Annotated in this window: 8 protein-coding genes; 4 read left to right on the forward strand and 4 right to left on the reverse strand. The window is 66.6% G+C overall.

The window, feature by feature from the left end:
- Positions 1–2: 2 nt before the first annotated feature.
- The 4 genes from CAL26_RS28665 to CAL26_RS15800 all read right to left on the reverse strand — a co-directional run bounded on the left by CAL26_RS28665 (position 3) and on the right by CAL26_RS15800 (position 4,777).
- Complete coding sequence (locus CAL26_RS28665) at positions 3–731, reverse strand: ShlB/FhaC/HecB family hemolysin secretion/activation protein (RefSeq protein WP_256988472.1); 729 nt, start codon at positions 729–731, stop codon at positions 3–5.
- Entirely contained in the window at positions 691–1,737 is a 1,047-nt protein-coding gene (locus CAL26_RS28670; protein WP_256988473.1) for a ShlB/FhaC/HecB family hemolysin secretion/activation protein, read from the reverse strand. The genes CAL26_RS28665 and CAL26_RS28670 overlap by 41 nt, the downstream gene beginning before the upstream one ends.
- Before the next feature lie 239 nt (positions 1,738–1,976).
- Positions 1,977–3,629 (reverse strand): ATP-dependent DNA ligase, encoded by a 1,653-nt coding sequence (locus CAL26_RS15795; protein WP_094847812.1) that lies wholly within the window; start codon positions 3,627–3,629, stop codon positions 1,977–1,979.
- Positions 3,626–4,777 (reverse strand): ligase-associated DNA damage response exonuclease, encoded by a 1,152-nt coding sequence (locus tag CAL26_RS15800; RefSeq protein WP_094847813.1) that lies wholly within the window; start codon positions 4,775–4,777, stop codon positions 3,626–3,628. Before CAL26_RS15800 ends, CAL26_RS15795 begins: the two co-directional genes overlap by 4 nt.
- Before the next feature lie 446 nt (positions 4,778–5,223).
- Between CAL26_RS15800 and glgA the strand changes: the two genes are divergently transcribed.
- From glgA to glgB, 4 genes are all read left to right on the forward strand, one after another.
- Complete coding sequence (gene glgA, locus CAL26_RS15805; protein ID WP_094847814.1) at positions 5,224–6,846, forward strand: glycogen synthase GlgA; 1,623 nt, start codon at positions 5,224–5,226, stop codon at positions 6,844–6,846.
- A gap of 262 nt (positions 6,847–7,108) precedes the next feature.
- A complete protein-coding gene (locus tag CAL26_RS15810; protein WP_094847815.1) occupies positions 7,109–10,561 on the forward strand; it encodes a maltotransferase domain-containing protein in 3,453 nt (1,150 codons plus the stop codon).
- Positions 10,562–10,616: 55 nt separating this feature from the next.
- Positions 10,617–13,964 carry a maltose alpha-D-glucosyltransferase gene (treS, locus tag CAL26_RS15815; RefSeq protein WP_094847816.1) on the forward strand — a complete coding sequence of 1,116 codons (3,348 nt, stop codon included), beginning with the start codon at positions 10,617–10,619 and terminating at the stop codon, positions 13,962–13,964.
- Positions 13,965–13,981: 17 nt separating this feature from the next.
- Positions 13,982–16,195, forward strand: a complete 2,214-nt coding sequence (gene glgB, locus CAL26_RS15820; RefSeq protein ID WP_094847817.1) for a 1,4-alpha-glucan branching protein GlgB — start codon at positions 13,982–13,984, stop codon at positions 16,193–16,195.
- Positions 16,196–16,198 lie beyond the last annotated feature (3 nt).

A 16,198-nucleotide genomic window follows, 5' to 3' on the forward strand; every position in this document is an offset into this window, starting at 1 on the left:
GGTCAGAATTCGAACAGCACGGAAAAGGCGATGGTGGGCGAGTCGGTCTTCAGGGCGTCGGGCTTTTTCAGCGGCCAGCCGGCGGACAAGTCGTAATTGGCCGCGACATAGGGCAACGCCACGCGCCCACGCACGCCGACCACGGCGCCGACCAACGTCTGGCCCGCCAGGAACTGCGCGGCGGGACCGCTGACACGGCCGGCGTCGATGCCGGCGTATAGCTGCTGGCCGCTATCGCCCAGCGCCAGCGACAAGTCGTTGCGCCAGGACCAGCCGCTTTCGGCGGACAAGGTCATCTGCCCATCGAAGCCGCGTACCGAGTAGCGGTTGCCGATCGTGAAATAGTCGCTGGGCACCAGCGGCGTCTTGGCGTGCTGCCATTGCCAGCCGGATTGATAGGCCAGGCGTTGCCCCGCCAACTGGAAAGGCAGATAGACGCCCAGATTGGCGAGCAACACGGTGCTGCGCCCGTTCCAGTCCGGATCGCCGATCACGACGCCGGGTTGGTTGGACATGCCAGGCAAGGTGCTGCGCACCCCGCCACCGGCATCCACCGTGGCGCTACCGATGTACTGGCGATGCGACAGGTTCAGTTCATAACCGACGACGTCGCGGTGTTGCACATCGATGTCGATGTCGTCGATGCTGTTGCTCGACCACTTGCGGAACATCTTGGCGGTGACGGTGCCCTTAGTCGGTGCCGCGATACGGGACCACGCTGATGCCGCCATCGATCTGCTTGCTCGTACCTTTGTAGAGGATGGGTTCGTCGAAGCCCGCGACGGTCTGCCGATAAGTGGATTTGCTGGCGTCGGCGAACAGCGTCCAGTAGCCGAACGGAACGCTGTAGCTGATGGAAGACGAGCGCGCACCCGCATCGTCGTTCTTCATATCCGCATTGCTGTTCCAGGCCATCGACAACTGGTCGTAGAGGAACAGCGGTGAATCCAGCACCAGCGTCGCGTTGACCTGGTTCTTGCCGGTCGAATCCAGTCCGGCGTTATCGCCGCCGACGAAGGCATGCCAACGTTTGCCGGTGCCTGGGTGCAACACCAGATTCGTCTCGCCCACGGCGGCGCCGGGCACCAGATCGATAGTGGCGTCGGATTGGCCGGCCAGACGGCGAATGTTTTCCAGGCCCTGGTCCAGATCGCGTTGATCCAGGGCGCTGCCCGGCCCGTTGGGCAAGGCCATACGCCACCAACCGGGCATGCCTTCGCTTTGAACCTTGGCAATAGTGCCGGGGATATAGCGCAGGGTGAGTTCACCAGCAGCCAGCGATTGCTCCGGAACCAGTACGCGCGAGGTCACGTAACCGTGATCAATAAGGCGGGCCTGGAGATCTTTCTGCAGCGCCTGCAGTCCGCGGCCGCCGATACAGTGGCCGACAGCGTGCGTGGCGGCTTCAATCAGCCATGCGGGCGGCTTGGGCGGTTGCCACACGACGGCCTGGATGGCGAAGCAGGGTTTTTCGTTCGGGAATTGCAGGCCGCTTGGCGGCTTTGCCGCGGGCGGCGGCGTAAAGACGTCCGGGCGTTCGGCGGCGCGAGCCCGTTGCGCCTCGGTTTCCTGGTCCTGTCGCCGCTGGAGCTCGGCGGCGGGATTGGCGGCATCAGACCGGCTGACCGCTTGGGCCGCCGCCTCGCCCAGGTTCAGGGCGATCGCGACGATCGCTGATGTAAAAATCCACCCGTTCCTGGGCGCGCCCGCGCGCCCCGCACACAACCTTGGCCACATATGATTTTGTATACATTTATTTCCTTATGGTTCTCAATATATCCATAAATGCGGATATTGTGTCGTTGAGTAAGCGTATAAAACCAAAAATAAGATAACGCGCTTCGACGCCGGGTGGGTGGGTGCATGCACAAACCTCGTTCCGTTTCAACGAGTTATTGCGCTCCGTCCTGCGAATAGCTCGGGATGTGGCACAGAATCCGGACGACCGACCGGGACAAATCGACAGCCCAACAGCGCTATTGGGATACATCCGGCAATAGTGCCGCCAGCGTCTCCAAGGTATCCGCGTCCTGCGGCGTCTTGTCCTGCCGCCACCGCAGCATGCGCGGGAAGCGCACCGCGATACCGCTCTTGTGCCGCGCGCTGCGCGCGATGCCCTCGAACCCGAGTTCGAATACTTGTGTGGGCTCCAGGCTGCGGACCGGGCCGAACTTCTCGATGGTGGTTTTGCGCACGATGGCGTCGACCTGGCGGATTTCCTGGTCGGTCAGGCCGGAATATGCCTTGGCGAAGGGAACCAGCCGGCGTTCCGGCGCTTCCGGCGGCGCGTCCCAGACGGCGAAGGTGTAATCGGTATATAGACTGGCCCGCCGGCCATGGCCGCGCTGGGCGTAGATCAACACGGCATCAACGGAAAACGGATCGACCTTCCATTTCCACCAGACGCCGCTTTCCTTGGTGCGGCCGACGCCGTACTGCGCGTCCGCCGCCTTCAGCATCATGCCTTCCACGCCCAGGGCCCGTGAAGCTTCGCGCTGGCGCGCCAGGTCCTGCCAATCCGCGCCATGCAGGAGCGGCGACAGGACCAGCGCGGGATCCGGGATGCCCGCGGCCAGCCGTTCCAGCATGGCACGGCGCTCGGCCTGCGGCCGGCCGCGCAGGTCTTCGCCGTCCCGTTCCAGCAGATCGTAGGCCAGCAGCACGACGGGCGCGTCGGCCAGCAGCTTGGCGCCGACCGACTTGCGGCCCAGGCGCTGTTGCAGGTGGGCAAAGGGCTGCACCCTGTCCTCTTTCCAGACGACGATTTCGCCGTCCAGCACGGTGCCTTCCGGCAGGCGGTTGCCCAGGCGCAGCAGCTCCGGAAAGCGCTCGGTGACCAGTTCTTCGCCGCGCGACCAGACCCAGGTCTGTTCGGCGCGGCGCACCAGCTGGGCGCGGATGCCGTCCCACTTCCATTCGATCTGCCAGCGCGATGGCGGGCCGAGCAGGTCCGGGAAGGCAGCGGGATCGCTGTTCAGGGGATGGGCCAGGAAGAACGGATACGGCTGCCCGTCCAGGCGGGCCTGGCCTTCGTGCGTGACGGGTTCGAGCAGGCGCTGGAACACTTCCGCCTGCGGGCGGGCGCCGATGTCGGTGTAGCCGATCAGGCGCTGCGCCATGTGGCGGGTTTCGACGCCGGCAACTTCGGCCAAGGCCCGGGTCAGGAGCAGCTTGGACACGCCCACGCGCATTGAACCGGTCATCAGCTTGGCACAGACGAAGCGGCCGTGCTGGTCCAGGCGGGCGAACAGGTCTTTCAGGCGGTGGACGATTTCGGCCGGCGGCAGGCCCCGCAGCGGCAGCAGCCGTTCCTCCACCCACTCCGTCAGGCTGGCGGTATCCGAAACCCCAGGGTCGGGCAGCAGCAGCGACAGTGTTTCGGCCAGGTCGCCGACGGCCTGGTAGCTTTCTTCGAACAGCCATTCCGGGACGCCGGCGGCGTCGGTGATGAACTGCCGCAGTACCTTGGTCGGAACCAGTTGGCGCGGCTTGCCGCCCGCCAGGAAATACGCAGCCCAGGCGCCGTCGGCCGGCGGGGCGGCCCGGAAATAATCGCGCATGGCCGCCAGCTTGGCGTTGCTGGACGTGGTGGCGTCCAGCCGGGTATAGAGATCGGCGAAATCCTTCACGAGGCCGGGTCCTCCGGGTCGTCGCCGGCATCCGGGTCGGACGGCAAGCGCGCCCGCGCTTCGCTTGCCGCCTGCGCAGATGCCATGGCCTCCGCGCCGTCCGAGGCGGCTTCGTCGCTTGCGCCGGCCCTGGTGGCGCCCTGCTCCTTGTCCGGACCACCCTCGTCTTCCTCCGCCCCGTACTCGGTGGTGAAGGATTCCCCGCGCAGGCCCAGCTCGTTCAGCCAGCGCACCAGGACGGCGACACTGCCATGGGTAACGATGACCCGCTCCGCGCCCGTGGCGCGGATGGCCTTGCCCAAGCCCGGCCAATCCGCGTGGTCGGACATTACGAACCCTCGATCCACGCCGCGCCGGCGGCGCGCGCCGCGCAAGCGCATCCAGCCGCTGGCGAATGCGTCGGCGTGCTCGCCGAATCGCCGCGTCCATGGGGTGCCGCGCGCCGACGGCGGCGCCAGCACCAGCGCGCGGCGCAGCTGCGCCGGATCGGTGATCTCCGACACCGTGATGGTCGGCGGCAAGGCGACGCCGGATGCCCGGTAGACCCGGTTCAAGCCCTCCACCGCCCCGTGCGTGACGATCGGGCCGATCGCCGCATCCAGCCCGTGCAGGATCCGCTGCGCCTTGCCGAACGCATAGCAATACAGGATGGATGCCCGGCCCACGGCGGCATTGGCGGCCCACCAGGCATTGATGTCGGCCCGCACCTGGGCCACGTCGTCCCAGCGATAGACCGGCAGTCCGAAGGTCGATTCGGTAATGAAGACGTCACACGGTACGGGCTCGAATGGGTCGCAGGTCCCGTCTTCCTGCAGCTTGTAGTCGCCCGACGCGACCCACACCTGGCCGCCATGCTCCAACCGGACCTGCGCCGAGCCCAATACATGCCCGGCGGGAAACAGGCTGATGCGCACACCATTATGTATACGCGTTTCGCCATAGGGCACGGCATCCAGGTCGACGTCGCCGACCCGCGCCCGCAGCACGCCCGCGCCGGCGGACGACGCCAGGTAATGGGCATGGCCGGCCCGTGCATGGTCGGAGTGCGCGTGCGTAATGATGGCGCGTTCGACCGGCCGCCAGGGGTCGATATAGAAATTCCCAGGGGGGCAGTACAGGCCTTCGGGTCGTGCGACGATCAAATCCATGAAGTTCACAGTGCCGTGTTGCTTGGGGTCGCCGCCAGGACGCTTTGCCCCGCGTGATCGAATTTTTGATCAACCTCAAGGCGCCCGCCGGTTGGGCGATCTAGTCTGGACAGGCGAGGCGCCGCACGGCGCAAAGCAAGCCGCAAGCCGGAAAGCGGCCGCACGGGTTACCAAAGTACACATCGTGGCAGGCTGTCCATGAGCAAAATAGCTGCTGACCCACGTTCCTACTCACCTTGGGCACGCTGCTTGCCAAGATACATGCATTCGGTCCCGAGCCGGTTGCGGATAGCAGCGAAGCATCGCGTATAGAAATTACGTTGCGTGTCATTTTCTACGCGAGACACAGTAGCAATCGTTACCCGTCGCCGTCTCCCGGCCTCCCCGTTGTCTTCGCCTGGCGCGTCCCAACCTTTTATCCGGACGCGTTTTCATTGGAGTAGGTAATCGTGTCGCGAAAAATCCTGGCTGTTACGTCGGAAGCGTTTCCCCTGGCAAAGACCGGGGGCCTGGGTGACGCCGTCAGCGGCATGGCGCGCGCCCTTCATGAAAGCGGCACGGCCATCACGCTGATGCTGCCCGCCTATCGCGGCACCATCGAAAAACTGACGCAGGTCCAGGAAATCGCCCGCCTGCGCCGCCTGCCCGGCGGCGAGGCGCGGCTGCTGCACGGAATTTGCCCGGCCTTGGGCGGCGTGCCGGTGCTGCTCTTGCAGAACGACAGGCTGTACGACCGCGACACCCTGTACACCGATGCGGAAGGCCGCGAGTACGAAGACAACGGCATCCGCTTCGCCGCGCTGGCGCACGCCGCCGCCCGCGTGGCCGCCGGCACCACGCGGATCCCGCGCCCCGACATTGTGCATGCGCACGATTGGCACACCGGTCTGGTGCCTATGCTGGTGCGTGACAAGGGTATCAACGTCCGCACGGTGCTGACGATCCACAACATGGCCTTCCAGGGCGTGTACCCCATGCATATGGCTGACGCCATGGGCATCCACCCGCGCCATCTGACGGTGGAAGGCATCGAATACTGGGGCCAGCTCAGCTTCCTGAAAGCGGGCATCCGGCATGCCGACCGCATCACCACCGTCAGCCACACCTACGCGCGCGAGATCCTGACCGAACGCTTCGGCTGCGGGTTGGAAGGCGTGCTGGCGACGCGCCTGCACGACCTGCTGGCCGTGCCGAACGGCATCGATCCGGAAGAATGGGATCCCGCCAATGACGTCCATCTGGACGGCTACACCTTCAGCGCTGGCGATATGGACAACAAGCCGCGCTGCAAGGTGCGCCTGCAGCGGCACTTCGGCCTGATCGAAAACCCGCGCGCGCCCGTGCTGGTCATGGGTAGCCGCCTGACGTCCCAGAAAATGGCCGACCTGGCGGTGCAGGCCATTCCCCGCATGCTGGACGACTATCCGGACCTGCAGGTGGCCGTGCTCGGCCAGGGCGAAAAATGGATAGAGGCGGCGCTGCGCCAGTTGCAGCGTTGCTACCCGGGCCGCTTCGCCGCGCGCATCGGGTTCGACGAAGAAACCGCCCATATCCTGCACGCGGGGGGCGATATGCTGCTGCACGGCAGCCGCTTCGAACCCTTCGGGCTGACGCCGCTGTATGCCATGCGCTACGGCACGATTCCTATCGGCTCGCGTGTCGGCGGTATGGCGGACACCATTTCGGACCCGGGCGTGCGCGCCGGCCGCGACGCCATGCGGAATGCGACGGGCGTGCTGTTCGACGGCGAAACCGCGGATGCCATGGCCGCCGCCATTGCGCGCGCGATCAGCCTGTACCGCCGGCCCGCCATCTGGCAGGCGATGCGCCATCGCGCCATGACCACCGACTTCAGCTGGGAACGCGTCGTCCCGAGCTATGACAGCCTGTACCGGTCGCTGATGCCGGACGATGCCCTCCAGCAGGCCCCGGCCGCCGTGCCCGCCCCTGCGCGGCCGTCGCTGCTGGAACAGGTCACCGCCGCCGCCCGCCCGCTGGCCGTCGTGGGGATCGGTGGCCGATCCGGCAAGGACACCGCATCCAACGCGCTGACCGCCGGCGCTGCTTGAGGGACTCCGCCATTTGGTGGATGCGGCAGTTCCGCCAAATGGCGGAGCCGCCTGCGCGCCAAGGGCGGGTCGCCGTCCGCGCCGTACCGCGCGACGGACGGCAACACGACCGGCTTATCGTCGACGACAACCCGCCATCGCGTCCGGGCCCTGCGCTTGCGACGCGATGGCCGCGTCCAGGCCCCTGGCTTGCGATGCCACGGCCGCGGCCTTCGGCCGTGCCCGTCACTTATCGATCAACGAGACAATCTACGAGCCCTAAATGCGCATTTATTACGTCCATCCCGTGCTCGCCGGTCCGCTTTCCAACCATGCCGCCGGGCGCTGGCCGGCCATATGCGCGCGCGCCAAGGCGCTGGGATTCGACACGCTGATGTTGGCGCCCCTGGGCGCGCCCGACCCCGCCGGCAATCCTTTCGTGCCCAGCGACCCGGGTCGCTTGAACCCCGCGCTGGGTGAACTGGCGCTGGACGAAACCCTGGCCACCTTGTCCGCGCTATGCGACAAACACCGGCTGGCCCTGATGGTGGACGTGGTGGTGGACCGGGTGGCGGCGGACGGCGCGATGGCGCAGGCGCATCCCGACTGGTATGAGCATCCCGACGGCGTGGATGCCCTGCTCGATCCGCGCAAGCCGCTGGAAGAACGCCACGCCCTGCCGCTGCGCCGCGACGGCGGCGCGGCCCCGCAGGGCTTCATCGCCGACTGGGTCGAGCGCCTGGGCCTGTGGGTACAGAATGGCGTGGCGGGCTTTCGCTGCATGTCGCCGCACCGGCTGAACGCCCCGGAATGGCGCGACCTGATGGAAGGCGTGCGCGCGGTGCGTCCCGATACCCGTTTCCTGGCCTGGACACCGGGGCTGAACCCGGCCCAGACCGGCGAGTTGGCCGGCGCCGGCTTCGACGGGGTGTTTTCGTCGCTGCCCTGGTGGGACTATCGCTCGCCCTGGCTGATGGACGAGTACACGCGCCTGCGCCTGATCGCGCCCGTCATCGCCGCCGCGGAAGCCCCTTATGCCAAGCGCGTGGCGGCCTGGCGCGACGACCCGCATGGGCGCTATCTGAATGCGGCACGGGCGATCTGGACCGCCGCCGTGGTGGGCGATGCCGGGATCTTCGTGCCGATGGGCTTCGAAGACAGCGCCGTCGAGACCATCGAACCGCATGGCGGCGATGGCAATCCCGACCAGTGGTACGGCGCGGGCGCCGGCCAGGGCAACGGTGAGGCAGCGCCGTCCGCGCGGGCGTCCCGCAGGCGCGCCAACGATATCCCGGATAGCAGCCCACACCCCACCCTGCATGGCGATATTGCGCTCGTGAACCAGTGGTTGAGCCGCACCGCCGGCGCGACCGGACCGCTGCGCAGCCTGCTGGGGCCGCTGTCGCCCGTTACCGCCTTGTTTCGCGGCGACGGCCACCCCTACGCCCTGCCCGGCAACGGCCGCGCGCCGGCGCGTCTGGTGGTGCTGAACCCGGACGATCACCACGAGGCCCCCATCGATTGGGATGCGCTGGGCAGCCGCCTGCCGGACACCTACGCCAGGCTGGACATGTGGGAAACCGACCAGCCGGCCAGCGAGCTGCCCGACCGCCTGGCGCCCGGCGCCGTCGTGCGGCTGGGCGCCAGCCGGCTGCCGCCGGTACGCATGCCGGCGTCCGACGAAGGGCGTACGTCCGTGACCGCCGCCATGCGCGCGCCGCGCGCGGTGATCGAGCGTGTCACGCCCGCGGTCGACGACGGCGCCTTCCCGGTGAAACGCGTGGTGGACGAGCCCGTCAACGTGGAAGCCGACGTGTTCATGGATGGCCACGAGCACATCGCCGTCGCCCTGCTGTGGCGCGCCGCCGACGAACGCGGATGGCGGCGCGAGCCCATGACGCTGCTGAACAACGATCGCTGGCAAGGCCAGTTCGTGCCGCGCCGCAATGGCCGCCATTACTTCGTGGTGCAGGCATGGTCCGACACCTGGCATTCCTTCACGGAGGGCTATGCCAAGAAGCATCAGGCGGGCGTGGACATCGCGTTGGAGACGGCTGAAGGCCGCCAGGCCATCGCCGCCGCGCTCGAACGCCTGCCCGCCGACACGCCCGCCGCGGAATGGCTGCGGCACGCCTTGCGGGTGCTGGGTCATGAACCCGAAGCGCCCGCGCCCCGGCGCGGGCGCCGCAAGGCCGACGCGCCGCCGCCGCCGGTGTTCGCCGCGCCGACGCCCGAACAGGTGGCTGTCCTGCTTGCCGAGGAAACCACCGAGGCCATGCGCCAGGCCGACGCGCGCCCCTTCGAAACCACCACCCCGGTGGAATACGCCGTCACCGTGGACCGCCCGGCGGCGCGCTTCGCCAGCTGGTACGAGATCTTCCCGCGTTCGCAGACCGACGATCCGGCGCGGCACGGCACCTTCGACGACGTCATCCGCGAGCTGCCGCGCATACGCGCGATGGGCTTCGATACGCTGTATTTCCCACCCATACACCCGATCGGCCGTCGCAACCGCAAGGGCCGCAACAACACCCTGACGCCGAGCCCCGACGATCCGGGCAGCCCCTACGCCATCGGCGCCGAGGAAGGCGGCCACGATGCCTTGCATCCCCAGCTGGGCTCATTGGACGATTTCAAGCGCCTGATCGATGCGGCGCATCGCCATGAACTGGAGATCGCGCTGGACTTCGCCATCCAGTGCTCGCCCGATCACCCCTGGCTGAAAGAGCACCCGGAATGGTTCGACTGGCGCCCGGATGGCTCGCTGAAGTATGCCGAGAATCCGCCCAAGAAATACGAGGACATCGTCAACGTCGACTTCTATGGTCCGCAGGCCGGCGCTTCGCGCCAGGCCGGGCTGTGGCGTGCCTTGCGCGACGTGGTGTTGTTCTGGGTCGCGCAGGGCGTGCGCATCTTCCGCGTGGACAATCCGCACACCAAGCCGCTGCCCTTCTGGCAATGGATGATCGCCGACGTGCAGAGCCGCCATCCCGAAACCCTGTTCCTGTCCGAAGCCTTCACGCGGCCCAAGATGATGTACCGGCTGGCCAAGGTGGGTTTCAGCCAGTCGTACACCTACTTCACGTGGCGCGATACCAAGCAGGAACTGACGGAGTACCTGACCGAGCTGAACGCCGCGCCGCCCGCGGAATTCTTCCGGCCGCATTTCTTCGTCAACACGCCGGACATCAATCCGCGCTTCCTGCAGACGTCGGGACGCGGCGGCTTCCTGATACGCGCCGCGCTGGCCGCGACGCTGTCGGGCCTGTGGGGCGTCTATAACGGCTTCGAACTCTGCGAAGCCGCGCCGGTGCCGGGCAAGGAGGAATACCTGGATTCGGAGAAGTACCAGATCCGCATCTGGGACCATGACCGGCCTGGCAATATCGTGCGCGAAGTCACGCAGTTGAATGCGATCCGGCGCGCCAATCCCGCCCTGCATACGCATCTGGGCGTGCAGTTCCACAGCGCATTCAACGATAACGTCTTGTTCTTTTCCAAAGCCACGGCCGAACGCGATAACGTTGTGCTCGTGGCCATCAGCCTGGATCCTCACAACGCGCAGACCGCGCAGGTGGACCTGCCGTTGTGGGAGTTCGGGCTGCCGGATCACGGCACACTTCATGCCGACGATCTGATCGACGGTAGCCGCCAGTCCTGGCAAGGCAGGCAGCAAACCATTTATCTGCATCCGGGGCAGCCGTACCGGATCTGGCGGGTCGCGGGCATGGCTTGATTCACCGAGTCGGGCAGCCCGTGAAAACAACAGAGACACGCAAGCGAAGCAAACCATGACCGACAGCACCGTCAATACCCCCGACCGCGATGATCCGCTCTGGTACAAGGACGCGGTCATATACCAACTGCACCTGAAGTCCTTCTACGACGCCAACAACGATGGCGTCGGCGACTTCGCGGGGCTGATCGAGAAGCTGGACTACATCTCGCAGCTGGGCGTCAACACCATCTGGCTGCTGCCCTTCTATCCGTCGCCGCGGCGCGACGACGGCTACGACATCGCCGACTATCGCGGCGTGCACGAGGACTACGGCTCCCTGCCCGACGTGCGCAAGTTCATCCGCGCCGCGCACGCGCGCGGCCTGCGCGTGATCACCGAACTGGTGGTCAATCACACGTCGGACCAGCACCCCTGGTTCCAGCGCGCCCGCCGCGCCAAGCCGGGGTCGGCGGCCCGCAACTACTACGTATGGTCGGACAACGACCAGGCCTACGCCGGCACGCGCATCATCTTCCTGGATACGGAAAAGTCCAACTGGACCTGGGACCCCGTGGCCGGCGCCTATTTCTGGCACAGGTTCTATTCGCACCAGCCAGACCTGAACTACGACAATCCGCAGGTGCTGAAAGAAGTGCTGGCCGTGATGCGCTATTGGCTGGACATGGGGGTGGACGGCCTGCGCCTGGACGCCGTGCCCTATCTGGTGGAACGCGAAGGCACCAACAACGAGAACCTGCCGGAAACGCATGACGTCCTGAAGAAAATCCGCGCCACGCTGGACGCCGAATACACCAACCGCCTGCTGCTGGCCGAAGCCAACCAGTGGCCGGAAGACGCGCAGGAGTACTTCGGCAAGGGCGACGAATGCCACATGTCCTTCCACTTTCCGCTGATGCCGCGCATGTACATGGCCATCGCGCGGGAAGACCGCTTTCCCATCACCGACATCATGCGGCAGACGCCGGACATTCCGGAAAACTGCCAGTGGGCCATCTTCCTGCGCAACCACGATGAACTGACGCTGGAAATGGTCACCAGCAGCGAGCGCGACTACCTGTGGGACGTCTATGCGGCCGATCGGCGCGCGCGCCTGAACCTGGGCATCCGCCGCCGCCTGGCGCCGCTGATGGAGCGCGACCGCCGCCGCATCGAACTGATGAACAGCCTGCTGTTGTCCATGCCCGGTACGCCGGTCATCTATTACGGCGACGAGCTGGGCATGGGCGACAACGTCCACCTGGGCGATCGCGACGGCGTGCGCACGCCGATGCAGTGGTCGCCCGATCGCAACGGCGGCTTTTCGCGTGCCGATCCGGAGCGGCTGCCCTTGCCGGTCCTGATGGGTCCGCTGTACGGCTACGAAGCAGTCAACGTGGAAGCGCAGCAGCGCGATCCGCATTCCCTGCTGAACTGGACGCGGCGCATGCTGGCCACCCGTCGGCAGACTCGCGCCTTCGGCCGCGGCACGCTGCGCTTCCTGTTTCCGGGCAATCGCAAGATCCTGGCTTACGTGCGCGAATACGAAGACACGGTGATCCTGTGCGTGGCAAATCTGTCGCGGGCGCCGCAGCCAGTGGAACTGGACCTGTCCAGCATGAACGGCCGCGTGCCGGTGGAATTGCTGGGCGGCACGCCCTTCCCCGCCATCGGCGAACTGCCTTATCTGCTGACGCTGCCGCCTTATGGCTTTTACTGGTTCGAACTGAGCACCGTGGCATCGCCGCCTTCCTGGCACGCGACGCATCCGGAACAGATGCCCGAGTACTACACCTTGGTGCTGCGCGGCCGCACCGGCTACGACCTGACCGAAGGCGCCGTGCGGTCGCTCCGGCAGGACGTGCTGCCCCTGTACCTGGCGCGCCAGCGCTGGTTCCCCAAGGATCGCAAGGTCAACTTCGCCCAGGCGGCCTACGCGGTGCAGTTGAAGGACACGGAATACGAATGCTTTATCGCCGAGCTGGAGATGGACTTCGACGGCAAGCCGGCCCGCTTCCTGTTGCCGGTGGCCTTGATCTGGGGCGAAACGCTGCCCCCGATGGCGCAGCAGTATGCGCTGGCCCGCGTGCGCCGCGCCGCCGAAGTCGGCATGCTGACGGACGCCTACACGCTGCCGACCTTCGTCCACGCACTGGTGCGCGGGCTGCGCCAGCGGCTGGAGTTGCCGGTGCAACGCGCCAACCCGCCCTGCGTGCTGCATTTCCGCGGCGAACCGGGCCTGGACGCGCTGGATCTGCCGCCCGACCCGGAAGTCACCTGGTTCACCGGCGAGCAGTCCAACAGCTCGATGACGGTGGGCGGCGTCGCGATGCTGAAGCTGATCCGCCACATCGTGCCGGGCGTGCATCCGGAAGCCGAAATGACGCGCCGCCTGACGCAGGCCGGCTACACCAACAGCGCGCAGCTGCTGGGCGAAATCGTCCGCATCAATGAAGACGGCACGCCGCACACGCTGGCCTTGATGCACTCCGTCATCACCAACCAGGGCGACGCCTGGGGCTGGACCTTGGAGTACCTGAAGCGCACGCTGGAAGCCGGCGCGCTGACGCCCGAAAGCGCGGAAGACTACGCCGAGGACCTGAAGGGCTACACCGCCTTTGCCTATGCCATCGGCAAGCGCCTGGGCGAGCTGCACGCCGTGCTGGCCCAGGATACCGACGACCCCGCCTTCCAGCCGCACAAGGCCACGGCCGCCGATGCGCGCAAGCGGGCGGCGGATGTGACCGCGATGCTGGATCGCGGCCTGAAGCTGCTGAAGGAAAACATCGGCAAGCTGGAAACGGCATGCGCCGACAAGGCGCAGCGCCTGATCTCGCTGCGCGACGAACTGGTCGACGCCATCAAGACGCTGGCCCAAAGCGAAATCGGCACGCTGCATATCCGCATCCACGGCGACTTCCACCTGGGCCAGGTGCTGGTGGCGCAAAGCGACGCGTACATCATCGACTTCGAAGGCGAACCGGCCCGCTCGCTGGAAGAACGCCGCGCCAAGAGCAGCGCATCGCGCGACGTGGCCGGACTGCTGCGGTCGTTCGACTACGCGGCTGCCACGGTGGCCAATGGTTTCGGCGACGCCGAAGCCAAGGCCGCCGAAGCCCAGCCCGCCGACGTCGTCCTGCGGGAGCGCCGCCGCAGCCTGATCGTGCATTTCCGCGAGGTCGCCAACCAGGCTTTCCTGTCGGCATACCGCGAAGTGTCGCGCAACGCCGAGCGGCGCTGGATGGATGACGACCAGGAAAATCCGCTGATCGACCTGGCCCTGATCGAAAAAGCCGCTTATGAAATCGCGTACGAGGCAGCCCACCGTCCCGACTGGGTCAGCATCCCCCTGAACGGCCTGGCCGCGCTGGCGGATCGCGTGCTGGCCAAGGATACGGCTTCCGGGCCCGCCAACGCAGAATAGAAAACACCGGAATCAACATGACGTCAGCCTCTACCTCCGTTCCCATACCCGATGATTTGCATCGGGACATCGACGCTTTGCTCGCGGGCTGGCATGCCGATCCCTTCGGGGTGCTGGGCCCGCACCGGGACGGCGACCGCACGGTGGTCCGTGTGCTCGCGCCGAACGCGCAGCGTATCTTCCTGCTGCGCGCCGACACGCAGGAAGAAATCGAATTCCAGCACGTACGGGAAGGCTTTTTCGTCGTCGACGCCGGCGATCTTCCACTCGGCCAGCCCGACGCCTATCGCCTGCGCATCGATTGGGGCGCGACCGTGCAGGAGATCGAAGACGCCTACGCCTTCGGACCCTTGCTGGGCGACCTGGACCTGTACCTGATCAGCGAAGGCCGCCACGAGTCGCTGGCCGATTGCCTGGGGTCGCATGTGACCACCCTACAGGGCGTGGAAGGCGTGCGCTTTGCCGTGTGGGCGCCGAACGCGCGCCGCGTTTCCGTGGTCGGCGATTTCACGTCCTGGGATGGCCGGCGCTATCCCATGCGCCTGCGGCACAGCGCCGGCGTCTGGGAAGTGTTCATCCCCCGCCTGCAGGCCGGCGAGCGCTACAAGTACGAGATCGTGGGCGCGCATGGCAACCTGCTGCCGCTGAAGGCCGATCCCCTGGCGCGCCAGACGGAAGTGCCGCCGGCCACCGCGTCGGTGGTGCCGGCGCCGGACGATTTCACCTGGACCGATGACGATTGGATGGCCGGCCGCGCCGCGCGCCAGGCGCCCGAAGCGCCGATTTCGGTCTATGAGGTCCATGCCGGCTCCTGGCTGCCGCGCGGCGGCGAGAGCGAAGACAGCGTCTGGGAAAGGCTGGGCGATCGCCTGGTGCCCTATGCCAAGGACATGGGCTTCACGCACATCGAGCTGCTGCCCATCATGGAGCATCCCTTCGGCGGATCCTGGGGTTACCAGCCGCTGGGAGTCTTCGCGCCCACGGCGCGGTACGGCAAACCCGCCGACTTCGCGCGTTTCATCGACCGCTGCCACGCGGCCGGCCTGGGCGTGATCCTGGACTGGGTGCCGGCGCACTTCCCCACCGACACGCATGGCCTGGCGCAGTTCGACGGCACCGCGCTGTACGAATACAGCGACCCGCGCGAAGGTTTCCATCCCGACTGGAACACCCTGATCTACAACCTGGGCCGGACCGAGGTGCGCAACTTCATGGTGGCCAGCGCGCTGGAATGGGTGCGGCGTTATCACGTGGACGCGCTGCGCGTGGATGCCGTGGCGTCCATGCTGTATCGCGACTACAGCCGCAAGGCGGGCGAATGGATACCGAACCGCTACGGCGGCCGCGAAAACCTGGAAGCCGTGGATTTCCTGCGCGACATGAACGCCACGGTCGCCAAGCTGTGCCCCGGCGCCATCACGGTGGCCGAGGAGTCCACCGCCTGGCCGGGCGTGACCGCGCGTCCGGAAGACGGCGGACTGGGCTTTACCTACAAATGGAACATGGGCTGGATGCACGACACCCTGCGCTACATGCACCATGAGCCCGTGTATCGCAGCTACCATCACCACGATATGACGTTCGGGATGGTGTATGCCTATTCCGAGCGCTTCATCCTGCCCCTGTCGCACGATGAAGTCGTGCACGGCAAGGGTTCGCTGTTGAACAAGATGCCAGGCGACCGCTGGCAGCAATTCGCCAACCTGCGCGCCTACTACGGCTTCATGTGGACCCACCCCGGCCGCAAGCTGCTGTTCATGGGCGGCGAGATCGCGCAGTCGAGCGAGTGGAACCACGACGCCAGCCTGGACTGGCCCGCGCTGGACGACGGCCTGCATCGCGGCGTACAGCAGCTGGTGCGGGACCTGAACCATCTGTACTGCGAGCTTACGCCGCTGCATCGGCACGACGGCGACCCCAGCGGTTTCGAATGGGTCGTGGGCGACGACCGCGGCAACAGCGTATTCGCCTACATGCGCAAGGACGGCGACCGCCACGTGCTGGCGGTGTCCAACTTCACGCCGGTGCCGCGCCAGGACTACCGGATCGGCGTGCCGCGCCCCGGTTGGTGGCGCGAACGGCTGAACACGGACGCCGGCGGCTACGGGGGATCGAACGTCGGCAACGGCGGCGGCCGCCATACGGAAGAAATCGCCTCGCATGGGCAGGCCCAGTCGCTGTCGTTGACGCTGCCCCCCTTGGCGACGGTGATATTCGAACTGCAAGGATAGATC

This window comes from Bordetella genomosp. 9 (assembly GCF_002261425.1).
GTDB lineage: Bacteria > Pseudomonadota > Gammaproteobacteria > Burkholderiales > Burkholderiaceae_B > Bordetella_C.

Bases quoted from the DNA above. Each gene is read 5' to 3' on its own strand.
- treS (WP_094847816.1), top strand. From the start codon at position 10,617: ATGACCGACAGCACCGTCAATACCCCCGACCGCGATGATCCGCTCTGG.
- glgB (WP_094847817.1), top strand. From the start codon at position 13,982: ATGACGTCAGCCTCTACCTCCGTTCCCATACCCGATGATTTGCATCGG.
- CAL26_RS15810 (WP_094847815.1), top strand. From the start codon at position 7,109: ATGCGCATTTATTACGTCCATCCCGTGCTCGCCGGTCCGCTTTCCAAC.
- CAL26_RS15800 (WP_094847813.1), bottom strand. From the start codon at position 4,777: ATGGATTTGATCGTCGCACGACCCGAAGGCCTGTACTGCCCCCCTGGG.
- CAL26_RS28670 (WP_256988473.1), bottom strand. From the start codon at position 1,737: ATGTGGCCAAGGTTGTGTGCGGGGCGCGCGGGCGCGCCCAGGAACGGG.
- CAL26_RS28665 (WP_256988472.1), bottom strand. From the start codon at position 731: ATGGCGGCATCAGCGTGGTCCCGTATCGCGGCACCGACTAAGGGCACC.